Annotated in this window: 19 protein-coding genes and 1 tRNA gene; 15 read left to right on the top strand and 5 right to left on the bottom strand. The window is 65.0% G+C overall.

Annotation, left to right across the window (positions count from 1 at the left end; translation table 11 throughout):
- From VFC51_03810 to VFC51_03800, 3 genes are all read left to right on the top strand, one after another.
- The coding region (locus tag VFC51_03810; protein ID HZT06131.1) for a hypothetical protein at positions 1 to 317 on the top strand (317 nt) is incomplete at its 5' end.
- Positions 318 to 345: 28 nt separating this feature from the next.
- Complete coding sequence (gene pyk, locus VFC51_03805) at positions 346 to 1,875, top strand: pyruvate kinase (GenBank protein HZT06130.1); 1,530 nt, start codon at positions 346 to 348, stop codon at positions 1,873 to 1,875.
- Between the two features lie 5 nt (positions 1,876 to 1,880).
- The gene (locus tag VFC51_03800; protein HZT06129.1) at positions 1,881 to 2,813 is read left to right on the top strand and encodes a PAC2 family protein; all 933 of its coding nucleotides are present in this window, start codon (positions 1,881 to 1,883) and stop codon (positions 2,811 to 2,813) included.
- Positions 2,814 to 2,840: 27 nt separating this feature from the next.
- On the opposite strand, the gene VFC51_03795 is transcribed toward VFC51_03800, so the two are convergent.
- Positions 2,841 to 3,398 carry a hypothetical protein gene (locus tag VFC51_03795; protein HZT06128.1) on the bottom strand — a complete coding sequence of 186 codons (558 nt, stop codon included), beginning with the start codon at positions 3,396 to 3,398 and terminating at the stop codon, positions 2,841 to 2,843.
- A gap of 702 nt (positions 3,399 to 4,100) precedes the next feature.
- Here VFC51_03795 and VFC51_03790 point away from each other — a divergent pair.
- Positions 4,101 to 5,810 (top strand): ABC transporter substrate-binding protein, encoded by a 1,710-nt coding sequence (locus VFC51_03790; protein HZT06127.1) that lies wholly within the window; start codon positions 4,101 to 4,103, stop codon positions 5,808 to 5,810.
- Between the two features lie 463 nt (positions 5,811 to 6,273).
- Here the strand turns inward: VFC51_03790 and VFC51_03785 are convergent.
- A tRNA-Arg gene (locus tag VFC51_03785) sits at positions 6,274 to 6,346 on the bottom strand.
- A gap of 179 nt (positions 6,347 to 6,525) precedes the next feature.
- Between VFC51_03785 and VFC51_03780 the strand changes: the two genes are divergently transcribed.
- The 6 genes from VFC51_03780 to VFC51_03755 all read left to right on the top strand — a co-directional run bounded on the left by VFC51_03780 (position 6,526) and on the right by VFC51_03755 (position 12,737).
- Complete coding sequence (locus VFC51_03780) at positions 6,526 to 7,746, top strand: CoA transferase (protein HZT06126.1); 1,221 nt, start codon at positions 6,526 to 6,528, stop codon at positions 7,744 to 7,746.
- Between the two features lie 39 nt (positions 7,747 to 7,785).
- Positions 7,786 to 8,913: a CoA transferase gene (locus VFC51_03775; protein ID HZT06125.1), complete on the top strand. Its 1,128-nt coding sequence runs from the start codon at positions 7,786 to 7,788 to the stop codon at positions 8,911 to 8,913.
- Between the two features lie 37 nt (positions 8,914 to 8,950).
- Positions 8,951 to 9,154, top strand: coding sequence for a hypothetical protein (locus VFC51_03770; GenBank protein ID HZT06124.1), 204 nt, complete (start codon positions 8,951 to 8,953; stop codon positions 9,152 to 9,154).
- 142 nt (positions 9,155 to 9,296) lie between these two features.
- Entirely contained in the window at positions 9,297 to 10,346 is a 1,050-nt protein-coding gene (locus VFC51_03765) for a MaoC family dehydratase N-terminal domain-containing protein (GenBank protein HZT06123.1), read from the top strand.
- 95 nt (positions 10,347 to 10,441) lie between these two features.
- Positions 10,442 to 10,954 (top strand): VOC family protein, encoded by a 513-nt coding sequence (locus VFC51_03760; protein HZT06122.1) that lies wholly within the window; start codon positions 10,442 to 10,444, stop codon positions 10,952 to 10,954.
- A gap of 19 nt (positions 10,955 to 10,973) precedes the next feature.
- Positions 10,974 to 12,737: an ABC transporter substrate-binding protein gene (locus tag VFC51_03755; protein ID HZT06121.1), complete on the top strand. Its 1,764-nt coding sequence runs from the start codon at positions 10,974 to 10,976 to the stop codon at positions 12,735 to 12,737.
- A 6-nt stretch (positions 12,738 to 12,743) separates the two neighbouring features.
- On the opposite strand, the gene VFC51_03750 is transcribed toward VFC51_03755, so the two are convergent.
- The 3 genes from VFC51_03750 to VFC51_03740 form a co-directional block, all read right to left on the bottom strand.
- Positions 12,744 to 14,480 (bottom strand): ABC transporter substrate-binding protein, encoded by a 1,737-nt coding sequence (locus tag VFC51_03750; GenBank protein HZT06120.1) that lies wholly within the window; start codon positions 14,478 to 14,480, stop codon positions 12,744 to 12,746.
- Positions 14,481 to 14,535: 55 nt separating this feature from the next.
- Positions 14,536 to 15,774 carry a Rieske 2Fe-2S domain-containing protein gene (locus tag VFC51_03745; GenBank protein HZT06119.1) on the bottom strand — a complete coding sequence of 413 codons (1,239 nt, stop codon included), beginning with the start codon at positions 15,772 to 15,774 and terminating at the stop codon, positions 14,536 to 14,538.
- A gap of 118 nt (positions 15,775 to 15,892) precedes the next feature.
- On the bottom strand, positions 15,893 to 16,762 hold the full coding sequence (locus VFC51_03740; GenBank protein ID HZT06118.1) for an NAD(P)-dependent oxidoreductase: 870 nt from the start codon (positions 16,760 to 16,762) through the stop codon (positions 15,893 to 15,895).
- A 179-nt stretch (positions 16,763 to 16,941) separates the two neighbouring features.
- On the opposite strand from VFC51_03740, the gene VFC51_03735 reads away from it, so the two are divergent.
- The 5 genes from VFC51_03735 to VFC51_03715 all read left to right on the top strand — a co-directional run.
- A complete protein-coding gene (locus tag VFC51_03735; protein HZT06117.1) occupies positions 16,942 to 18,684 on the top strand; it encodes a peptide ABC transporter substrate-binding protein in 1,743 nt (580 codons plus the stop codon).
- A 17-nt stretch (positions 18,685 to 18,701) separates the two neighbouring features.
- A complete protein-coding gene (locus tag VFC51_03730) occupies positions 18,702 to 19,835 on the top strand; it encodes a hypothetical protein (GenBank protein HZT06116.1) in 1,134 nt (377 codons plus the stop codon).
- Positions 19,836 to 19,924: 89 nt separating this feature from the next.
- Positions 19,925 to 21,172, top strand: a complete 1,248-nt coding sequence (locus VFC51_03725; protein HZT06115.1) for a Rieske 2Fe-2S domain-containing protein — start codon at positions 19,925 to 19,927, stop codon at positions 21,170 to 21,172.
- Positions 21,169 to 21,993, top strand: coding sequence for an NAD(P)-dependent oxidoreductase (locus VFC51_03720; protein ID HZT06114.1), 825 nt, complete (start codon positions 21,169 to 21,171; stop codon positions 21,991 to 21,993). The genes VFC51_03725 and VFC51_03720 overlap by 4 nt, the downstream gene beginning before the upstream one ends.
- 37 nt (positions 21,994 to 22,030) lie before the next feature.
- Positions 22,031 to 23,215: ABC transporter substrate-binding protein (locus tag VFC51_03715; GenBank protein ID HZT06113.1), on the top strand; the 1,185-nt coding region annotated here is incomplete at its 3' end.

Raw genomic sequence — 23,215 nt, 5'->3', positions numbered from 1 at the left:
TCTACGCGACCTTCGACCACGATCCATTGCCGATTCCGCCCGACATCCTGACCACGACGCACAACCCACCGCAGCCAGGAAACAATCGGCGATTGAGCCCGCTCATCGGATTTCCGGCTCTCAGTGTGCCGGCCGGATTCTCGCCCAACGGGCTGCCGGTCGGGCTCGAGCTACTCGGGCGCCCGTTCGCCGAGGGTGCGCTCTTCCGAATTGCCTTCGCCTACGAGCAAGCGACGAGCCACCGCCGACCGCCTCCCACGACACCACCGCTCCACATGACCCCCGATCCGTCGGTCACCATCTCGCCCATCGCGTGACCGACGGGAGCCGCGCGTTGGCGCGTTGATGCAAACGACGGCGCCCCGCCACGCGAAGATCGTCGTGACCCTCGGGCCCGCAACGGACGGGATCGAGCGTGAACTCGTGCGCGCCGGAATGGACGTAGCCCGGCTTAATTTTTCGCACGGCACGCCCGAGGAGCACGCGCGCCGCTGCGACGCCGTGCGAGCGGCAGCGCGCGCCCTGGGGCGGTGGGTCGCGGTGATGCAGGACCTGCCGGGCCCCAAAATCCGCGCGGGCGCTCTGATCAGCGGCGGGCCGGTGAGCTTGGCGGAGAACCAGATCGTCAGCGTCGTCCCGGGGGACGGCTTGGGCACGGCGGAGCGCATCTTCACGACGTATCGCCACCTCGTGGACGACGTGAAGCCCGGTGACCCTATCTGGCTGGACGACGGGCACATTCGACTTCGCGTGGTAGAGGTAACGCGAGGAGCGGTGTCGGCGCGCGTTGAGGTTGGCGGGCTGCTGGGGGAGCATAAGGGAATAAACCTCCCCGGTGTTGCGCTGTCAGCGCCATCGCTCACGGAGACCGACCACGAGTCGCTCCGCTTCGGGCTCGAACGGCTCGGTGCGGACTACGTCGCGCTGTCTTTCGTCCGAGGAGCGGAAGACGTCGTCGCGGCGCAACGGTTCGTGAGGGAATCGGGCGCGCGCACGCCCCTGATCGCGAAGATCGAGAAGCCGGAGGCGATCGAGAACATCGAGGAGATCATGGACGTCGCCGATGGAGTGATGGTGGCGCGCGGCGATTTGGGCATCGAGCTGGGGCCGGAGAACGTTCCGGTGGCGCAGAAGTCGATCGTGCAGCGCGCGAACTCCCACGGCAAGCCGGTGATCGTCGCCACACAGATGCTGGAAAGCATGACGCGTGAGGAGATTCCCACGCGCGCTGAGGCGTCGGACGTCGCGAACGCCGTGTGGGATGGGGCGGACGCCGTCATGCTGTCCGGTGAGACAGCCGTGGGGCGCCATCCCGTCTTGGTGGTCGAAACGATGGGGCGCATCGTGCGGTCGGCGGAATCCGCGTTGCGTGGAAAAGGGTACTTTCTTCGGCGGGCCCGTGAGGGGCGCGGGCGGTCATATTCGGCGGCAATCACCGATGCGGCCTGCATTCTGGCCAACGACCTCCACGCGAAAGCGATCGTGGGTATCACGCAGACCGGGTTAACCGCGCATCTCCTTTCGGGTCGCCGGCCGCATGCCCCAATTCTCGCGTTCAGTCCCGATGCACGGGTGTGTCAGAGGCTGGCCCTTTGGTGGGGCGTCACGCCGGTGCACCTGGAGCGCCGCCCCGACCTCGAGACGAGCATCGAAGCGATGGAGTCGCACCTGGTATCCAGCGGCGCGGCCGCGCCGGGCGACCCCATCGTCGTGACGGGCGCCCATCCCATGAAGCCGGGTCTCCACACGAACTTCGTCAAATATCAACGCGTGCGCGAAAAACGCCCGGGCGACAATTCGTCCTCGGGATCCGGTAAGCCGTTGGAGGACGTAGACTTGGACAGCAGCGGGCGTACGGAGCAGAATAGCGCGTGAGCACTATGCAAGTCATCGAGCAGCCAGTCCTTCGCCGACCGATCTTGCTGCTGGCGTTTTCCGGTTGGGTCGACGGAGGACAGGTCGGAACCAGCGCTGTGCGGTACCTCATCGACCGATGGGGCGCCAAGAAGTTCGCGGAGCTGGACCCCGATAGCTTCTACAATTTCACGCGCGTTCGGCCGCAGGTCCAGATCGAGCCAGACTTCACCCGCACGATTACCTGGCCCGAGACCGCGTTCTACTACCACGTCGCCCCGGTCTTGGAGAGAGACTTCGTGCTGCTGCTCGGTATCGAGCCCAATTACCGCTGGCGGACGTTCAGCGCGGAGGTTCAGCGCGTCTGTGAAGCGGTTGGGGTGTCGTCGGCCCTTTCGCTCGGCGGGGTCATCGCTGAAGTGCCCCATACGCGGCCGGCGCAGATCCGCGTCTTCAGCTCAGACCCTGACCTGATCGCTCGGTTTCCCGAGCTTGGCGCGCGTCGAGGCGCGTATCAGGGGCCGACGGGTATCATCGGCGTTATCTCCGACGGGTTGACCAAGGCGGGGATACCGGTCGGGAACATGCGCGGGGCGGTGCCCCACTACATCGCGGGCTCCGCAAATCCCAAGGTCACCCACGGGCTGCTCGCGCGGCTCAACACGCTCTACGACTTGGGGCTCGATCTCTCCGATCTTGCGCAGGCAAGCCGACGATTCGAGCGGCAGGTGAACCGTGCTCTGGCCGATCGACCAGAGGCAGCGGACTACGTGAAGAAGCTCGAAGGGCGTGCCGGAGAGGCGGAGCCGGAGGGTGAGCCGCCCGTCGCCCAGGAGGAGGCATCGAGCGGAAGCGAGGAGCTTCCCAGCGGGGACGAGATCATCCGCCAGTTTGAGGAGTTTCTGCGGGAGCGGTCGTCCGGCCAGGAAGGGGACGCATCGGATCCCCACGCAACGTAGCGCGCCCGAGAAGAGACTGCGAGTCGGTTACAGACACATCCCGAGCCGCGCGACCTCGTGCGCCAGCGCGGAATCGCCGATCTCCGGGGCTCGAAGCCCCTCCGCGGCCGCGCACAGCTCGATCCAACGTCGCAGAAGCGCCGCGCGCTGATCGAACGCCATATTGCGAAAGACGCGCGTCATCAGGCGATCGAGGAAATAGCCCGCGTGCTCGTAGGTCGAGAACTGCGGGACCGTCTCGCGCAGGGCTTGAAGGAGTCGCTGGCCCTCGGCGGTCTCGCGGATGAGGGCCTCGCCGGGCGTGGCGGTGACTGCGAAGGGCGAGTGCGTCGCCCATCCGTGGGACAGACCAACACCGACCTTGGCCACGTCGCGACGGAGCGGCGAGTCCGTGCACTCGAACGCGGCGCGGAAGAGATGCGCGCCCGCGTCGAGCCAACGCCCGACGTCGGTCTCAGTAGCCGATGCGCCGTCGTTCGTCGTCGCCGCTGGCGCGAAATCGCCCAGAAGGTCCGCGAGGAACTCCTCGACGCTTTTCGGGATTCGGGTCAGATCGCTGTGGGGAACCGCCTCGGTCTCCTCCAAGGGCGCACCCTTCGAGGCTGACGCAACGGTCGGCTCTGTCCGTCCTGTTTTCTTCAACGTGCTCAATGGGCCTCCAGGTGAGCGGTCAAACCGTAGCTCCGTCGCATGCTGGCGCATTCCGTTTGGAGGAGCCGGCGGTGGAGTTACTGCGCAATGCGGCCCCGAGGCGCACGGACAGGATCCGCTACCGGTGCCAATTGGCGCAGGAGAAGTACTTCAACGGCGTGCATCTGCCACACTTATAGTCGGACCATGTACAAAATTCGCGAATAAACGATAACGAACTGGTCACAAATCGAGAGGATAACCGCTGTAAACGAGGCGCCACGTTGCAGGCGCGAAACAACAGCGCGTTGCCCCGCCGAGACGCCGGCCCGGGCCCGGACGGCTGAGTCGGGAGACGTGCGTCGAGCGCCTGGGCACCGGCGGGCGGCGCGGCGACCGGACGGCGGAGCCGGCATTCGCAATGTTCGCCGTGATGTGGGCTTTCCGGATGCCTTTATAAGGATTTTGTGTGCAATCCCGGGTAAAAATCTTATTCTAAGAACATTCTAAGCAGGTTATTTTCGGCGTATAGTGTTTAGAGGGTAGATCGCGGAAATTTTGGGCGTTTGGCGCGCAATGGGGGTCTGACGTTCGAGAAGAGCACCGGACCGGCAGGCGGGCAACGGGTCCGGTCGACAAGGGGCGGGGAGGACCGGCATGCGATGGCTGATTGGCACCATGGGGCTGACAATGCTGCTGGCGATGAGCTGTGCGCCGGCATCTCGCCAGGCTGGCGGGTCCGCGTCCGCATCGCAGGGTGAGGCCACTTCTTCGACGCCCCAGAAGGAGCTCGTGGTGGCTGTTCGCGGCGAGCCCCCGAGCATCGCTGCACAACCGATCACCGGATTCTCTGGCTCGTTGGAACGGCCGAAGGAGCTGTTCAACGGCACGCTCGATTACTACGACGAGAACGGAACTCCACAGCCGGAGCTTGCGCAGGCGCTGCCGAAGCTGAACACCGACACGTGGAAGGTGCTGCCCGACGGCACCATGGACACGACGTACAAGCTGAAGCCAAACCTCACGTGGCACGATGGAACGCCGCTGTCGGGCGACGACTTCGTGTTCGCGTTCCAGGTCTACTCCACGCCGTCGTTTGGGGTCGCGAGCACACCACCCATCGGGCTGATTCAGGATGTGACGGCGCCAGATGCCAGCACGGTGACGATCAAGTGGAAGTCGCTCTATCCCGACGCGGCCGGCCTCGGCTATGATTTCCAGGCTCTGCCACGGCATATCCTGCAAGAGTCCTACACCCAGATGGATCCGATCGCCTTCGCGGGGATTCCGTTCTGGACGAACGAGTATGTGGGCCTCGGACCGTATCGGGTGACCGGCTGGGAAGCTGGCGCCTACATCGCGGGCGAAGCCTTCGACGCCTACGCGCTGGGCCGCCCAAAGATCGATCGCGTCCGTGTGCTGTTCATCTCTGACCCGGACACGGCGGTCGCGAATCTCATGGCAGGCTCCGTCGCATTCATCGCGGATCCGCTTCTTTCGGTCTCCCAGGCCCAGACTCTCGAGCAGCAGGGGGCCGAAGTCTTGTACTCACCGGTCGGCATGCGCACCACTGTTGTCCAGATGCGGCCGGATATCGTGGAATGGGACGGGTTGCTCGACCTGCGGGTGCGGACGGCAATCGCCTATAGCCTGGATGTGCCAGGGGCGATCGAAGCGCTCACGGCCGGAAAGGGCGTGCTCACCCACACGCTCACGTCCCCGCAGGTGAGCTACTACCCGCAGATCGAGAAGGTCATCCAGAAGCTCGATTACGATCCGCGCAAGGCCGATCAGACGATGAGCGCAGCGGGCTATACCAAGGGATCGGACGGCTTCTTCGTCGGGAGCGACGGTCAACGCGCCCAGTTTAGCGACAGCTCATCCCACGGAGATCGCGAGGAGATGGAGCTGTCTGTGTATGTCGACAGCCTCAGGAAGGCCGGGTTCGACGTCTCGCAAAACGTCGTATCGGTCCAGCAGATTCGTGATCCGAAGTACCGATCGCTCCTACCCGGCCTCCAGCTTCGGGGAGGGGCCTACCAGATGGGGAGCTATACGAGTGATCAGATCCCGCGGCCGGAGAACCACTGGGTCGGCGACAACCGGGGCGGCTGGAGTAACCCGACCTACGATCGACTCTTCGAGGAATTCAATCGAACGCTCGACGAGTCCGAGCACATCGCGAAGCTGGCCCAACTGGAGCGAATCCTCACGACCGAAGTGCCGATCATGCCCAATATGTTCAGCCCGTATGCCGACGCGTTCGTCGCGGGGCTAAAGGGTCCGGTGGCGCGCCACACGCCCTACGCTGGCAACACCGGAGCCGGCGCCTTCTTGCACGTCGAGAAGTGGGAGTGGACGTCGTAACGACCGGTGCACGCGAGACGCCGGTTGCCGAGAGGTGTGACCAGAGGCCCTCCAAGCGGCGCCATTCCGTCAGAGGCATGCCCTGGGCGAGCGCCTCCAGCACGCGGGCCCATAATCGCCGAAGGATCGCGACGGCCACATCCGACGAGCCGAGCCGCTCCACCGGGGGTCCCCGGCGACGTCGCCCATGCCGACCTGCGCGATGGAGTCTTGAATGTTGACCAAGTCGCGGTACAGCTCCGGCTTCAGATCCTGAGGGGCCATGCGCGCAGCCATGTCGTCTTCAGCGACTTGCCCCCCAGTAGCCCCCCAAATCTCACCGGTTGCTACGCGATCCCTGGCGATTCCGGTACGGGCGTGCCGATCAGCCTACTTGCCTGGCGGGGTAGGATTAGGGCCGAGAAATCGGGCCAGCGGGCCATCGAATTCTCCGGCTCGGCTCCGATTCGTGGGTAGATCGCGGCGCCCCCGAAGGGATTCGAACCCCTGACCGTCGGATTAGAAGTCCGCTGCTCTATCCACTGAGCTACGGGGGCCTGGACGTATCTCGCGCACGGCTTGGCCTCGGATCCTTTCGAGTTCCGTCAACGCACAGCGATGCGTGCGCGATGTCTGTATTGTAAAGGCGTTGTTCAAGGTCGAGCGTCAAAGTAGCAATTCCCGATTTCGACGCGCATAATGGCTCCGCCGGTCTGTCGCGCGAAGGAGGAATCACATGAGCCTGGCGTCTGCGAGCAGGCACCGGGAAAGGACCGCGCCTCCCCTCGATGGCGTGCGCGTCCTCGACTTTACCCACATTGTGGCTGGGCCGTTTTGCACCCGCATCCTTGCCGACCTGGGAGCGGAGGTGCTGCACGTCGAAACGCGGTCTCGAACGGAAGGCATGGGTGTGCACGCCGGCCGTCAGGAGCGGCGCGACGCGCGGGTGCACCGGAACAAAAAGTCGATCACCCTCAACCTGAAGCATGAGCGCGGGCAGGCGATCGCCGCTCGCTTGGCGAGCGTCGCGGACGTGCTCGTAGAGAACTTCAGCTCGGGTGTCATGCGTCGCCTGCATCTGGACTATGAGTCGCTCCGGCCATCCAATCCGTCTTTGATCTACGTGAGCATGTCGGGCTTCGGCCATACTGGCCCCCGCCGTGACTGGACCAGTATGAACATGAATCTGCAGGGCTATTCTGGACTGATGCTCGTAACCGGGTCGGAAGGTGACCCGCCGACATCGGTCTCGAACTCCTGGAACGACTTCATCGGAGGTCTGCACGCCAGCTTCGGGATCTTGCAGGTCCTCATGGAGCGGCAGGCCAACGGCTCGGGCATGTACCTGGACCTTTCCCAGGCCGAATGCAGCATCTCGACCCTCGGCCCGCTCGTTCTTTGCGGCGCTGCCAACGGGGAAAACGCACCCCGGCTGGGCAATCGCTCCACCTCTGCGGCTCCGCAGGGCTGTTATCCGTGCGCGGGCGGCGATGAATGGTGTGTGATTTCGGTGCAGACGAACGAGCAGTGGACCGCGCTCTGCCAGCTCATTGGAGCATCGGAATTTGGCCGTGATCCGAGATTCGCGAGTTTCACCGGGAGACTTCGATACCACGACGAGATCGATCAGAAGATCCGATCCTGGGCGGTGGATCTCCCGAAACAGGAGGTCGAAGCGCGTTTGACGGCTGCCGGAATCCCCGGGGAGCGCGTGCGCCACGCGGACGAAGTCGTCGAATCAGACGATGCCGGACTGGGGTTTCACCCCCTGAGGGCTCCAGGGTTCGAGAAACCGGATCTGACCGCTCTGTTGCCATTCACGCTGAGTGTCAGTCAGCGGGTGCCGCCGATCTCGCCCGCGACCACCGGGCAGCACACGCATGAGGCGTTGTCGGACTGGCTCGGGCTGACTGCGGACGCGATCGACGATCTGGAACGGGCGGGCGCACTCGTATGAGCGTCGCCGCCTCGATCCCCTGGCCTGTTGCGTCGTAGCATGGCCCGCATTCTCGATCTCGCTCCCCATTCGGCGATCTATGCTGGACGGCTGTTGGCCGAGGCAGGCCACGACGTGGTTCGGGTCGAGCCCCCAGGGGGCGATGCCATCCGCCGTCTGCCCCCGTACCTTGGTGGGCAGCCGAATATCGAGCTCGGCGCGTATCACCAGTTCTTCAATGCCGGAAAGCGAAGCTTCACGCTCGATGCCGCGTCGTCTGAGGGCCTCGCGGTATTCCGTCGACTTGCGGTGACGGCGGATGCCATCATTGGGCCTCTTCCGCCCGCGTTGACCCCGGACACGCTACATGCGGAGCAGCCGCACCTGGTCATTGCGGTGCTCATCAACGACGACATTGAGGAGATTTGTCGCTACGCTCGCTCGGGCATGATGGCCCTGACTGGCCAACCGGGCCGCGTGCCCATGCTGATGGGCGGTCACGTTCTCTACGCCGCGACTGGTCTGTGGGTCGGCGTCGCCATGGCTTCCGCGCTTCTGACCCAACAGTTGCGGGGCGTCGGGCAGATCCTCACGGTGGACGTGCAGCAGTGCATCGAGGTGTTCAACGAGCAAGCGATGAGCACGTACGCCACCACCGGCCGTCGGGCGGACCGCCGCGGCCACCGCGGTGCAATCACGCCCGTCTCCGGGGCATTTCAGGCGTCAGACGGCTGGTGGATGCTGAGTGTCCCGAATACAGCCGAGCGCTGGTATCGCTTCCTGGAATGGGTCCAGGACCCAGTGCTCGCCGCGAATCCTTCGTATGCCCAAGAAGATGGCCGAGAAGCCGCCAAAGACGTGATCCTGGACCGCATCGAGAAGTGGTCGATGTCCCTGAAGATGCGTGAGGCCGTCGAGACCGCCCAGAGCCAGGGGATCACCTCAACCCCGGTGCAAACGCCCCTCGACCTCGTCAACGACCCGCAACTCACCCATCGCGGCTTCCTCCAGGACGTGGCCATCCCCAACGTCGGTACGGTCGCGGCCCCGGCTGGTGCGATCGCGAGCCTGCTCGGCCGACCGGCCTCCAGGGCCCCGTTGCTCGGCGAGCACACCACCGCACTGCTGGCCGAGCTGGGCTACGACGGGCCCGAGCGCCTCGCCCTGTTCGAGCGCGCCGTCGTCTAATACACTCTGCAGATCCGAATGAAGCGGAGGCCGACGAATGACCATCGCCGTTTCCCCCAACGGACGGAACAACTACCAGACCGCGAGTCCGGCCAACAAGCTGCTGATCGCGACGTTCGACGGCATCGTGACGCTCGTCCGTTCAGGCGCTGGCGCAGCATGGGCTAACGCGGGCCGCGAGCTCCAGGGCAGGCCATACCATGCGGAGGGCGGGTCTGGTTGCGCCCCGATAGGCTCGTGAGGCCCGGGCCTCGGTCCGTACATTCCGGGAACTCCATTGTGTCCGCGTTTTGAATGAGGTCCGAACTGCTAGCCGGCCGAGGCACGGACCATGACCAGAATCCGCGCGCGCAGATTCCGGACCCCGAAGTGGAGATTGTGGGATGACGAGCTCGACGACCCGCGCCGAACAGCTGGCGCAGTTAGAAACGTGGTTGGGGCGCACCACCGAATACGAGGGCGTCGACGAGGTCACGCTTAACGATATTCGGCGAAAGCTCGAGGTCTACTGCTTTGATTGCCCGCTGCATTACGACGCGGAGGTTGCTCGGGCGCACGGCTACCGGACGGTTGTCGCTCCAGTTTCCATGACCGGGCTGTGGGGAGTCTCTCCCTATTGGACGCCCGGCGAGCCGCCACCCTTCGCCCCAGGCCTTCGAGAGCGAAACGGAACCCGCCGTCGCCTCGAGGTACCGGAGCCATTCTCCCGTGGGTTCAACGCATCGAGCGAGTGGGAGGCGTTCGAACCGCTCTACCCCGGCGACCGTCTGCGAATGAGCACGGCGCTCATCATGATCGAGCCGAAAACGACCAGGCTGGGAGACGGGGTCTTCATCACGTCCGAAACCCGCACGTATAAGCACAGCGGGGAGCTCGTGCTCGTATCCCGAAGCACGGGCTTTCGCTACGATCCCACGCCCGAATCCATCACCGCCGCTCGCTCGGCCCCTGTGGAGCCGACGCCGGCCGGCGAGCAGCCAGCTGAGAGCAGCCCCGTCATCGATTGGTCGCGGCAGCTCCGCTTCGCCGATGTGCGCGAAGGCGATGAGGTGCCGAGGTACCACCTGTGGCTCAACTATCAGCGCATCGTGATGAGCGTCGCGGCGGATCGGATGTTTAGCTCGATTCACCACAACCGGGAGATCGCGCGAGCGGGCGGGCTCAACGACATCATCTTCAATACCCGCGGCTACGAGACGATTTTCGAAATCACGCTTCGCCGCTGGATGGGGCTGGATGGCCGAATTCGCAAACTTGGTCCATTTCGGATGGTGAAGAATAGCCACCCCGGCGACACCCTCAGCGCGCGTGCACGCGTCCTCGCCAAGGAGGCGCAGGCCGGAGAAGGAGTGATTCGCCTTGAAATCGCCATCGACAACCCACGAGGCGAGGCGGCTCGGGGCGAGGTTGCCGTGAGCTTGCCGCTCGAATGACTCGGACGATCGCCGCTGCAAGGCGCAGGCTGCTGGACATGCCTCGAGCACGAGGTTAGAGTCGGCCCAATACTTCCCAGGAGAGGTGCGCGTCGATGCCCGTAACCGGACTGAGCCACATCGTCATCAACGTGAACGACCTGGACCGGATGGTCGAATTCTACCGGGACGTGATGGGCCTCGAGATCACCCACCAGCACCCGGGTCACATGGTGTTCCTCACATCCGACCGAACCGTCGAGGACCACGAGATCGGTCTCTTCACCCCGCGGCGGGGCGACTGCAACGTCCTGGTGCACTTTTGCTGGCGCGTGGCTTCGGTGGCCGATGTCAAGTCGTTCTATCGGCGATTCCAGGACCTCCAGGTTCCCATCGATGAGTGCGTCAGCTACGCGTATCCGTGGATCGGGCAGGCGACCCTCTCGTGCTATTTTCGAGACCCGGAGGACAATCGCGTGGAGATCCAGGCCATGGTGAGCCTGGACGGTGAGATCGCGGACCGATCGGCTCGGTACATCGACTACGACCAGAGCGAGGAAGAGATCATCGCGCAGGCCAAACGGCTCGTTCCGGCCATCGTTCCTCCGGGAGGCGCCGTTCTCCGGTAGCGTGGGATCCGATGTGTCGTTGATCGCTCTCGCTCTGCACCGCGGGCGGAACATGGCATCGCGCCGGGCCGTCAGCGTCGTGCTGCTCGCGTCCCTGGTGCTCGTCGCATGCGCGCCGGCGGCGCCCGCCGTAAAGGGGCCGAACACGGAGTCGACCGTTGCGCAGGAGGCCGATTCGCGATCGCTTGTCGTTTTCATACGCGTCGAGCCGTCTATCCTGGCCACGCGGGGCTTCGTTCGAAAGTCGGCCGGCTTGTTCTTCGTCTGGCGCATCTTCAATGCCCTTCCCGCCCTCGTCGACGCGCGCGGCGCGCCTCAGCCGGAGCTCCTCACGAGCCTGCCGTCCCTCAACACCGACGACTGGCAGGTATTCCCCGACGGGACGATGCAGACGCGGTACGCTCTTCGCCCCAATCTCACGTGGCACGATGGCGCCCCGCTGACGTCGGAGGACTTCGTCTTCGCGTGGCGCGTATTTTCCAGTCCGGAGCTGGGGCTCTCCAAACAGCCGCCCATGTCGGCGATTTCCGAGGTGGAGACCGTCGACGAACGACACTTCGTGATCCGCTGGAAGGCGCTCTATCCCGATGCGGACTCGCTGTCGACGATAGATCGCGAGCTACCCCCTCTTCCCCAACACATTCTCGCCGCGGCGTTCGATCAACTGGCGAGCGATGGCGGCGACTCGCTCGTCAACCATCCCTCGTGGGGCCCGGAGTACGTGGGCCTCGGTCCCTACCGACTCCAAGGGCGCGAGCCTGGCTCGTCCATGGAAGCCGTCCGGTTCGATGGATACGCGCTGGGCGCCCCGAAGATCCCGCGGATACAACTGCGTTTCAGCGATGATCAAAACGTCGTCGTGGCCCACATGCTGTCCGGCGATGCCCAGGTGGCAACCGACAGCTCGATCGGCCAGGCCGGTGGGGAGACCCTGACCCGCGAGTGGGCCGCCAACAACGGCGGCACCGTCTTTCAGTTGCCCAGCACGTGGCGCTACATCGGTTTTCAGCTCCGGCCGGAGCTTGCAAGTCCCAGGGCGGTTCTCGATCTGAGAGTGCGCAAGGCGGTTGCCCACGCGATCGACAAACAAGCAGTGAGCGACGCCGCGTATTCCGGCCAGGCCATTCTTGCTGATACGCCCATCTGGAGCGGCTCTCTCTGGGGCGCCGCGCTGGACGATACGGTCCCGACCTATCCCTTTGATCCGCGCGCGGCGGAGCGTCTGCTGAACGAATCGGGATTCAGCAAGGGCGCGGATGGGTTCTATCGAGGCCCCGACGGGCAGCTCTCGTTCGAGCTGTCATCGACCGAGAGCCCGACGACGGCCGCGGAGATCCAGGTGACCGCGAGTCAGCTGCAGGCCGTCGGGCTCGAAACCCAGCAGCGGGTGATTCCCCGACTTCAAGCGCAAGATCCCCAGGTTCGAGCGAGCTTTCCGGCTATGCAGCTGATCAGCACGCTCATGGACGAGCCCGGCCTCGACACGCTGGCCAGTGCGCAGATCCCATCGGACAACAACCGGTGGATCGGGGGCAACCGCGGCGCGTGGTCTTCGCCCGCCTTCGACCGGCTCCTGGAGACGTTCAATACCACGCTGTCCCGCGCGGACCGGGTGGATCTGGTGCGTCAGATGCTCAAGATCTACGGCCAGGAGCTGCCGCGCATCGCGATGTACTTCCCCGCTACGCCCTTCGCGTATGTCGCGGCCCTGCGGGGTCCGATGGTTGTCGCACCGGAGTCACGTGTAGCGTGGAACATCCACGAGTGGGAGTTCAAGTTGTAGGACCGGCTACTGCAGCTCCCAGTCCTGAACGTTCCAGGCCAGATTGCTCTCGGTGGTTGTCGATTTCGGTCCGCTCAACTTCGACGCATAGACCCACACGGTTGTCGGGAAGAATAGCGGAATCGCCGGGAAGTCGTGATCGACCTGCTTGGCGATATTCACGGCGGCTTGAATCCGGTCTTGAGGCGCGAGCGCTGTGGCGTAGGCGGCAACGAGGCGATCCATCTCCGGCGTCGCGTACCCGGCATACGAGACGCTGCTCCCCCCGCTGCGCCAGTTGTTCTCCGGCCGGGGGATGTTGTTTGTCGTCATATTGATAATGCCGCTCTCGCCGAGGGCCGACGTGATGATCTGCATTCCCGGAAAGCTGGACCGCGTCTGTACGTCCTGGGCCAGGGCGGCCGGCGTCGCCGACTCCTCGATTTCGTAACCGGCCTGGCGCCACCCGCTCGCCACCGCCGTCATCAGCGTCTGCCCACCGGCGGAGATCATCAGCTCCGCGGAAAGCCGCCCCGCGCTCGGGCTGGCGTACACGCCGTCGGCCCCCTTCGTGAATCCCGCCTCTCCCATGAGCTGGGCGCTCTGCTTCAGGTCGAGCGAGTACTTCGTAACGGCAGCGTTGGCGGCCTTCCCGACCTCGCCGGTGGGCGGAAACATGCTATCGGAGATGAGGAACCAGCCCTCGAAGACCACGTCGTTGATCGCGGCCTTATCGACCGCGTAGGCCAGCGCTCGCCGAACCCGCAAGTCTTGTAGGGCCGGCGGGCTCGCAAACTCCGGTCGAGATTGAAAATGGACCGCCTGCCACAGCGCTGCCTGGGAGAACGACTTTGCGCCGGGCCACTGGCGCAGCAGCTCGGCCGCTTGTTGCTCGTTCACGCCGCTATCCGCGGCAAGCAGGATGTCGCCGGCGAGCATTCCCGCGATGGTCGTATTTCCATCACCCACGAACATGATTTTGATGCGCGAGATCTTCGGGGGTCCCAGGGCGTGTCGGTCGAAGGCGGATGCCTCGAGGAATGCGCCGGGCTCCCATTCATCCAGGCGATAGGGGCCCAGACCAACGAATTCCGTCGTCCAGTACGGGTTGTTGAGCAGAGCGTCTGCGCCAGACTCGAGCGCCGGCCCCAGGATCGCTCTTGGCAAGGGGGGCAAACCAGTGGCGCCAGGGCCCAGGCTTTGCAGGGCACCGGCCGCCAAATACGGCCGGGTCCAACGGATGACGATCGTGCGAGGGTCCGGCGCCTGGACTTCGTCGATCAGGCTGATCGGCGGGGACGCCGCGCTACCGAGCTCCGGCGTGCCATAGACCCTCCACGAAAACACGAAGTCGTCCGCCGTCAGAGGACTCCCGTTGTGCCAGGAGAGGTTGGGTTTCAGGTGATAGGTGGTCTCCATCGTCCCGTCGGACGAGACCTTCCAGTCGCTCGTGTTGAGCCGCGGAAGCGCCTCGGCGAGATAGGGAACCGGTTCGCCCTGGTCGTCGAGGAGCGCCAGATCAGCGTTGAAGATGCGCCGCGTGAAGAAGCTTCCGATGCTCAGGTTTTGGCCCACCACCCGGGCCGCGACCGTCTTCGGTTCGACGCGGACGGACGTCACGAGCGTTCGTCCAGACTGCGCCGCCTCTGTGGGATCCACGGTTCCGCCCGGGTTAGTCAACGTCGAGCTGCCCGGCTTTGGGGCCGTGGCGCATGCGGTTCCCAGATACACCGCGATCACGAGGAGTGCGAAATTCCGCCGCATGGTGGCCACGTCCCTCCTGGGCTTCGTCGTCGCTGGTCCGATCGGCGCGCTGTGGCTACGACCGCGCCGCTATCGCCTCATGCGCCGAGGCCGTCCGCGATCCCTGCTCTCGCGCAAATACCTGCACGCCCGCCGGAACGACTTGCGTCAGGCGCTCGTGCCATCGATCTCGGAAGAACTCGTACGCGGTGTCGATCACGTCGTCTGGGTTCCTCACGACCGCCACCGGATCTTTCCCATCGCGAACCCGATCGATCTCACGCAGCAACATCTGCTCGAACAGGACGATGCCGCGATCGGCGGTGCCGAGTCGCCAGTTGTCACGCGGTGCAATGCCCCCCTGGGTCTCGATCGCCATGATGTCCTGGTAGCCCAGTTGGTTCATGCGGTAGCGGACGTCGGGATAGACGCCGCGTCCTTCCTTAAGCTCAAAGGCATCCTGGACGTAGAAATCCACCGGCTCCTCATCGCGGATTCCATCGCGGCCGATCGGCTCGCGCGAGAAGTACAGCTTGTAGCAGTTCGTGTGGGTGTCATCGATGGGGGTGTGGATCTGGATCTGGTTGACGCGGCGCAATAAGTTGGGGAAGACGATGCGGTCTTCCTCGACATACCCGTCGCGGCCGAACATCGTGTACCGGACTCCGCACGAGACCTCTTCGCAATCGAAGGATGCCAGCTCGTCGATCCGGCCCCGGGTCGTATTGGCGATCACGGTGCCCTGCCGCGCCCCGGTGTCCTGGTGGAGGATGTAGATGTGCGTAGCGTCCAGGCCATTGTTCTCCAGGGCCTGGATCCAGCTCGCATCGTGCGGCATCACCGTGATGCGCTGGAGCGGATAGCCTTCCATGTCAAAACGGCGGATGGGCGGCACCGGCGGCGGGCCCATGTACGTCCAGTACAAACCGAGATACTTCTCGACCGGATACGCGCGCTGCTTGACCGTCAGGTGGAACTTGGAGTCGCCCGGCTCGGCGGGCGTCTCGAGGCAGCTTCCCTTCGTGTCGTAGAGCCAGCCGTGGTACGCGCACGCGATGCCGCGCTCCTCGACGCGACCGTAGAGGAGCGACGCGCCCCGATGGGCACAGTGGTCCGCGAGGAGGCCCACGTTGCCGCTCTTGTCTCGAAAGAGCACGAGGTCCTCACCCAGGATGCGGACGAAGGCGGTGGGCGACCCCTCGGTCACCTGGTGCAGGCCCGCGATCGGCTGCCAGTAGCGGCGCAGCAGCTCGCCCCCGGGGGTGCCGGGGCCGACCTGTGCGAGTTTCCGGTTCTCTTCCTCGTTCAGAAACACGGCCGCCTCCTCATTGACGTATCGCGAGTGTAGTTTCCCTTCCACTATTCCGCAATTGGGAATGCGCCGCTATGTCGTGCGCCTCGCCGCGACGCCGTGAGCCGGCGATCGCGCGTGGCTAGTCCGCGTCGCGCCACGAATGCCGCGGCTTCCACCCGAGCACCTCTTTGGCGCGCGCGTTGGACACGCCAGACATCGTTCCGGTCAGGTTTGACGCGAGGTTGCCAATAGCGGGAAGCACGCGTGGGAGCGCGACAGCAAGCGGCTCCGACATGTTGCTGTCGTCGGCAACGACGAACAGTGGGGTCCACCCGGAAACGGGGCGCTCGACGGCGAGTCGGAACGCCCGCGCCAGATCGCGCAGGTCGACATAATCTCCGAGCCCGAATCGGACGGCTCGTCGCCCGCCGGCGGCGCGCAGGTCGGCCATCTGCTCGGGGGTCAGCACCCCCGGCGGCCGGATCGACACCGTCTCCATGTCGGCCCGCCCCGCGTACGACCGCGCAACGTCCTCACCCGCCTGCTTCGATAGGCCGTAGGCGTCCTGCGGGGCGAGCGGGTGATTCTCGTCGATGGGGAGATACGACGGGAGAAACTCGCGCTTGCGGTACACCCAACCCAGGGCGGCCGTGCTGCTCGCCGAGACGACGCGGCGGATCCCGAGACGCGCAGCGGCCTCGTGAACGTTGAACGTGCCGAGAACGTTCGTGCGGAACGTCACGTCGTCCGTCGCGAAGCCCGGGGCGGGGAGCGCCGCCAGATGGATCACGGCATCCGCACCCTGAAGAGCGCCGATCACCTGTCCGAGGTCCAGCACGTCGCCGATCAGGTAGCGGACCGGACCCTGCTGGAACGGCCCCTGTTGTGGGCCGGGCACGCGGTCGAACACGACGACGTCGTGTGCCTGGCCCTGCTCGGTTTCGTTGGTCAGCTCGTCCACAACCCACCGGCCGATCTTTCCGAGCCCGCCGGTAACGACCAGCCGCATCCTCCACACCTCTCGTCCACAATCGTCTTGTTGGTCCCGGGGCGCGTCATTGTACGTCCGAGCGGTGTAGACTGCTCAGCACGCGTCGGTCCGCGGGTGGCGGGCGGGGAGGGGCGACGAGCCCCACTCCGGTCGACGGGCAGCTCGCGACTCCGCATCTCACCGGCTGGAGGGAAGAAATGGCCGAAGCCGTCGGGCGTGCGCCGGGCTTCCGGGTCGCGAAAGTCGCGATGCTCAGCGCGCTGATCCTGGCCGGATGTGCCCCAGCGACTCCGCGACCTGCGTCCCAACCGGCAGAGACCCCGACAACCAGCGAAACGCGGCCGCTCGTCGTATTCATCGGAAACGAGCCCAATAGCCTTGCCACACGGGCGTTCGCGGCCAAGGGGCGTGGACTCTACACCGCCTGGCGCATGTTCAATGGAACCCTAGCCCTTATCGATGATCACGGCGTCCCGCAGCCAGAGCTGCTCGCGAGCCTGCCGACGTTGAACACGGACGCCTGGCAGGTATTCCCCGATGGCACGATGGAGACGACGTACACATTGCGCCCGAACCTCACCTGGCACGACGGTGAGCCGCTGACCTCCGATGATTTCGTCTTCTCCTGGCGGGTCTACTCGAGCCCGGACCTTGGTCTGGCCAGTCAACCACCAATGCCCGCCATCGCTGATGTGGCCGCCATCGATCGCGAGCATTTCGTCATTCGCTGGAAGGCTCCCTACCCGGAGGCCGACTCGCTCTCCTTGAAGAGCCGCGAGCTGCCGCCGCTGCCCCAGCACATCCTCGGGCCCCTCTTCGACCAGGTCGCCGTCGCCGGACGGGATTCCCTCCTCACCAACGCGTTCTGGGGCCGCGACTACGTGGGCGCAGGGCCCTACCGGCTCCAGAGCTGGGAGGAGGGATCGGCCATCGACGCGGTGCGCTTCGAAGGCTACGCGCTCGGTGTCCCGAAGATCCCGCGCATTCAGCTCCGGTTCAGTGGCGATCAGAACGTCGTCCTGGCCCACATGCTGGCCGGCGAGGCACAGGTGTCGGCGGACACCTCCATGAGCCAAGCCGCCGCGGACACCCTGGCCGCGGAGTGGGCGCGGACGAACGGTGGGACCATCATCAATCCGCCGAGCAGCTGGCGCGCCATCTACGTCCAGATGCGGCCGGAGCTGGCGGATCCGCGCGCCGTTCTCGACGCCCGCGTGCGCAAAGCGATCGCACACGCCGTGGACAAGCAGGCGCTGAACGACGGGATCTACGGTGGCAAGGCGATCGCGACGGACACGCCGATCTACTCTGGATCATCCTGGGGTGAGGTACTGGACGAATCCGTCCCCGCGTTCCCGTTTGATCTGCGCACCGCCGAAAGCTTGTTGAACCAGGCCGGCTTCGCCAAGGGCCCCGACGGCCTGTACCGCGGAGCCGAAGGGCGGCTCAGTATGGAGTTCACAACTTCCCAGAGTCCGGACGCCGTCCGGGAGCTGCTCGCCATGGCGAACGCGCTTCAAGCGGCGGGACTGGACATCCAGCAACGGGTGATCCCCACCGCCCAGGCGCAAGATTCCCAGCTCAAAGCGACGTTCCCCGCGGTTCTCGTGGCCGGCTCGGACATCGGGGAGGCGGCGCTCAACTACTTCACCACCGCGCAAATTCCCTCCGCCAGCAATCTGTGGCAGGGCCTCAATCGCGGCGGCTGGTCGTCGTCAGAATACGACCGGCTGCTGGCGGCGTTCAACACGAGCCTCGGCCGTCCCACGCGGGTCCAGCTCGCCCGCCAGCTACTCAGGGTCTGGGGAGAAGACGAGCCGGTGATCTCGCTGTTCTTCCCGTCAGCGCCCATCGCCTACGTCGCCAGGCTCCACGGCCCAACGAATGGGGCGCCGGAATCGAGCCTGGCATGGAACATCCACCTATGGGAATTCCCGTAGGGGGCCGGAGGAGGGGAATGTCGCTGAAGCAGGACTACATCGACCGGATCAAGCGCGCCTTCGCGCGCACGCCCTTCGCCCAATGGCTTGCCGAAGAAGGGGTCGCGGTCTATGAAGGATTCGCCGTGGAAGACGTGCGAGACCTCGATCTGAAGCCGTGGCCGCGGATCGGCGGCAACGCGTGTTTCATCAACTGCTACTCATTCATGGAGGCATGCAACGGCGTATACGTAGCCGAGATCCCGCCTGGCGGCAAGCTGGAGCCTGAGCGCTGGTGCTGCCAGAAGATCATCTTGATCGAGGAGGGATCGATCGGCACCACAGAGATCTGGCAGGAAGGCGACACCCGCAAGCACGTCTTCGAGTGGGGGAAGGGGAGCGTCTTCGCCATTCCCATCAATGCCTGGCACCGCATGTATAACCTGGGAACCCAGCCAGCGAAGTTCCTGGCGCTCACCAAAGCGCCGCTCATGATGAAGGGCTTCGGCAGCGCCGAGTTCGTCTTCAACTGCACCCACCCCTTGCGCGAGCTGTACTCGGTCGACGACGCCCAATTCTTCGATGGCTCCGTCACTCGCACGGGCGCCCGCAACGGCATCTGGGAGACGAATTTCATCCGAGACGCCTGGAAAGTGGGTCTCGATGAATCCGGCAAGGCGTATGAGGGTCAGCTTTCCGGCTTCCGGATGGCGAATGGGACCTTTGGCGGTCACATCGCGGAGTGGGACGTCGGTCGCTACCACCAGGCCCACTATCACGACTCGGGACGGCTCGTGCACCCGCTCAAGTCCGAGGGGTTCGTCATGTGCTGGCCGGCCGAGCTGGGCCCGCGCCCATTTGAAAGCGGTCATGGCGAGGATGTGGTCATCGAGCCCTTCAAAGCCGGGGGTATCTACAGCCCGCCGGGCAACTGGTATCACGCCCACTTCAACACCGGGCGGGAGCCCGCCCGCCATCTGGCCTTCTACGGGCGGAGCGGCTTTGAGGACCTGACGCCCGGCCGAGCTGATATCGCCACGACCTCGCTGATCAGCTACCCCGACGAGGATCCTGAAGTACGCCGACTGTACAGGGAAACGCTCGCCACCAAGGGCATTCCCTTTACGATGCCTGATTCGATCTTCGAGCCCGGCGCCTCATCGCCGATGTAGCAACTCCGGCGCCCCTCGCGCCGATTCCGATGGCGAGCCCTATGCATTTCTGATAATCTGGGGCTCAGACGGAGTTCCGGGAGGTGGGCATGTTCCTGACCGAAGAACAGAACCGGAAGCTGACTCAGGTTGGGCCGGGCACACCCGGTGGGGAGTTGTTGCGCCGCTACTGGCATCCAGTCGCGGGCCTCCACCAGGTGACCGAGGAGTCGCCCACCGCCTTCGTCCGTATTCTGGGTGAGGACCTCGTGCTCTTTCGGGACAAGCGTGGCAACGTGGGCCTTCTCGCAGATCACTGCGCCCATCGGGGCGCGTCGCTCCTCTACGGTCGCGTCGAGGAGCGCGGCATTGCATGCGCCTACCATGGCTGGCTCTACGACACGAAGGGAAGCTGCCTCGAGACGCCCGCCGAGCCGGCCGACTCCAAATTCCACCTGACGGTCAGGCAGCGCGCCTATCCGGTCGAGAAGTTGATGGGCCTCTACTGGACGTACATGGGCCCGCCGCCGGCGCCGCCCATCCGACGTATGGACGTGGCCGCGTATCCGGTCGAGTACATCCGTGAGATGGGGTACGACTGCAACTGGGTGCAGGTCGTGGAGAACCACGTTGACAGCACCCACATCTACATCCTGCATCAGGACACCGCCAACCGCGGCGGAGATGGCGAGCGCAACAGCACCCGCGGCAACATCGACCGGCTCATCGGACTGGAATACGAGGAGCTGCGGTTCGGGATCAAACGAAAGATCACGCCGGACAGCGCCTATGCCGAGGATGATCTGCTGGTCTTCCCGAACATGCTGCGGCGGGTGAACCAGGTGCAGATCCACGTCCCCATCGACGATTTGCACACACGAACGTACAAGCTTGCCATCGGGTGCAACGGACGGGCCGACGATGACCCAACCGACTACTACGTTCTCCAGGACGGCGAGGGCAAATTCGGCAGCGACGTGTATCCGAACGCCCGCTATCGGATCGATGCTTTGACCGCCCAGGACGTCATGGCGATCGAAACTCAGGGACGGATCTCGGATCGGGCGAGCTGGCGGCCAGCGACCAGCGACCGCGGCGTCGTGCTTCTCGAGCAGGCCATCCTGCGGGAGATCGACCGCGTGCAGCAGGGTGAGGTCCCGTACGGTGTGGTGACCGATCCTGATGAGGTTATCGACACGAACTTCGAGTACTTTCGCCAGACGGGAGGGAGCGCCACCACGCAGTACTCGTATGAGGGCCTTCAGGTTTACAAGCGGGACCGGAAGAACGGGCACGGTGGGGCCAATGGTTCGACCAACGGGTCGCCCACCGCGAGCCGTGCAGAGCGACGGGCTTGACCGCGTCGATCAAGGTCGGATACATCGGGCTCGGCTCCATGGGGAAGCCGTGGGCCACGAACGTTGCCCAAGACGGCTTCGACCTCATGGTGTACGACGTGCGGCCGGAGCCGGTGGCCGAGCTGGTGAAGCTGGGCGCCAAAGCCGGGCACTCCCCCCGCGAGGTCGCCGCGTACGCCGACATCGTTGGAATCACGGTGTCCGGACTGGAAGCCGTGAACGCGGTGCTCGACGGGCCTGATGGTCTTCTGTCGGGCGCGCACGCCGGTCTGGTCGTCGCGATCCAAACCAGCCTGCATCCCTCGGACATGGAAGCAGCAGCGAAGAGGATCGCGGCTCGAGGCGCGCACGCGCTCGATGCGCAGATGAGCGGCGGCTGGACCAGCGCGGTGAAGCGCAAGACGTGCTTGATGGTCGGCGGCGATGTCACGCTGTTAGAGCGGTGCCGACCCGTGTTTGAAACGACCGCGAGCCATATCTTCCATGTGGGCGACGTGGGCAAAGGCGCCGTGGCGAAGGTCGCCCAAAACCTCATTACCGCGCAGTACCTGATGGCGGCGTCCGAAGGATTTCGCCTGGCGGGCAAGGGTGGCGTCGACCTGGGTGTGTTTCAGGAGATCGTGCGAGCAAGCTCCGCCCAGAGCTGGGTCGCAGACGATTACCTGAGCTTCTGGGGCAACCGACCGCGGCCCTGGATGTACTATTCCGTTCTCGAGGAGGCGCTGGACCTCGGCCGTACGTTCGATGTCGCGCTTCCCGGGGCGGCCACCGCGAGTCAGGCGCTGTCCCACTCCCTCACGGGCAATCCAGCGGGCGACTAGCAGCGTTCGGCGCACCGCCGAACTGGGGGAGCCTCCCATGGCGAGAGCCAGCGGTCCGCGCCACGTGCTGGCGGCAATCCTGACGCTGGCCGTCGTGCTGGGTGGCTGCGCGCAGGCCGCGCCGACCGTTGCGCCCAGAGGCTCCGGCACAGAACCGGCGATGCCTCGCATCCCGGACGAGCAGGCTCCCCCGCTCGTCATCTACTTTCGCTCGGAACCGGCAAGCCTCGCCACACGATCGCTGGGCCAAAAGAGCGCCAGCGTTCGCACGCAGATCCACCCGTTCAACGCGCTTCTCGCCTCGATGGACGACCACGCGCGGCCGCGGCCGGAGCTGCTCGCCAGCCTACCGGAGCTGCATGGCCCGAGCTGGATCGTGAACGCCGATGGGACCATGGAGACCACGTACGCCTTGAGGTCGGGCCTAACCTGGCACGATGGACAACCGCTCACCTCGGGTGACATCGTCTTTTCGTGGCGCGTCTACTCCTCCCCCGACCTCTCGTATTCGAAGCAGCCTCCCTTCTCGGCCATCTCCGACGTCACCGCTCTCGATGCGGAGCGCTTTGTCATTCGCTGGACGATGCCATACCCCGACGCACATTCCCTGTCGGAGCGCGAGCGGGAGTTTCCGCCGTTGCCCGAGCACATCCTCGGTCCGGCGTTTGACCAGATGTCCGCGACCGGCGCCGGCGCATTCGCGAACCAGCCGTTCTGGACCACCCAATATGTCGGTGCAGGCCCATTTCGCCTTCAGAACTGGGAGGCCGGCTCGTCGATCCGGGCGGTGCGGGTGGCCACGTATCCGCTGGGCAAGCCAAAGATCCCGCGCATCGAAGAGCGTTTCAGCGACGACCAGAACGTGGTCGTGGCTCACCTCCTGGCGGGCACCGCCCAGGCGGCCACGGCCAGCGCTCTCCCCGACGTGCCCGAGGCGCTTAACGAGCAATGGAGCCGGAGCCGTGCTGGCCGCGTTTTCAGCTCACCCACCTCATGGCAGCAATTGACCTACCAGCTTCGGCCGGATTACGCGAGTCCGCGAGCCATCCTGGACCCGCGGATACGGAAGGGAATCGCGCAGTCCATCGACAAGCGGGCAATCAGCGACGCCGTCTTCAGCGGACAGGCCGTGTTCTCCGACAACCCGATCTGGAAAGGGTCCGGCTGGGGCGACGCCCTGGACGACTCCATCCCAACCTATCCGTTCGATCCGCGGGCGGCC

This window comes from Chloroflexota bacterium (genome assembly GCA_035652535.1).
Taxonomy (GTDB): domain Bacteria; phylum Chloroflexota; class UBA6077; order UBA6077; family SHYK01; genus DASRDP01.
Note: the sequence above shows the minus strand (reverse complement) of the source record. Positions and strands in the feature narration are given on the sequence as shown.

Excerpts from the sequence above, each read along its gene's own strand:
- pyk (HZT06130.1), top strand. The coding sequence starts at position 346 with ATGCAAACGACGGCGCCCCGCCACGCGAAGATCGTCGTGACCCTCGGG.
- VFC51_03800 (HZT06129.1), top strand. The coding sequence starts at position 1,881 with ATGCAAGTCATCGAGCAGCCAGTCCTTCGCCGACCGATCTTGCTGCTG.
- VFC51_03790 (HZT06127.1), top strand. The coding sequence starts at position 4,101 with ATGCGATGGCTGATTGGCACCATGGGGCTGACAATGCTGCTGGCGATG.
- VFC51_03780 (HZT06126.1), top strand. The coding sequence starts at position 6,526 with ATGAGCCTGGCGTCTGCGAGCAGGCACCGGGAAAGGACCGCGCCTCCC.
- VFC51_03775 (HZT06125.1), top strand. The coding sequence starts at position 7,786 with ATGGCCCGCATTCTCGATCTCGCTCCCCATTCGGCGATCTATGCTGGA.
- VFC51_03770 (HZT06124.1), top strand. The coding sequence starts at position 8,951 with ATGACCATCGCCGTTTCCCCCAACGGACGGAACAACTACCAGACCGCG.
- VFC51_03765 (HZT06123.1), top strand. The coding sequence starts at position 9,297 with ATGACGAGCTCGACGACCCGCGCCGAACAGCTGGCGCAGTTAGAAACG.
- VFC51_03760 (HZT06122.1), top strand. The coding sequence starts at position 10,442 with ATGCCCGTAACCGGACTGAGCCACATCGTCATCAACGTGAACGACCTG.
- VFC51_03750 (HZT06120.1), bottom strand. The coding sequence starts at position 14,480 with ATGCGGCGGAATTTCGCACTCCTCGTGATCGCGGTGTATCTGGGAACC.
- VFC51_03740 (HZT06118.1), bottom strand. The coding sequence starts at position 16,762 with ATGCGGCTGGTCGTTACCGGCGGGCTCGGAAAGATCGGCCGGTGGGTT.
- VFC51_03735 (HZT06117.1), top strand. The coding sequence starts at position 16,942 with ATGGCCGAAGCCGTCGGGCGTGCGCCGGGCTTCCGGGTCGCGAAAGTC.
- VFC51_03730 (HZT06116.1), top strand. The coding sequence starts at position 18,702 with ATGTCGCTGAAGCAGGACTACATCGACCGGATCAAGCGCGCCTTCGCG.
- VFC51_03725 (HZT06115.1), top strand. The coding sequence starts at position 19,925 with ATGTTCCTGACCGAAGAACAGAACCGGAAGCTGACTCAGGTTGGGCCG.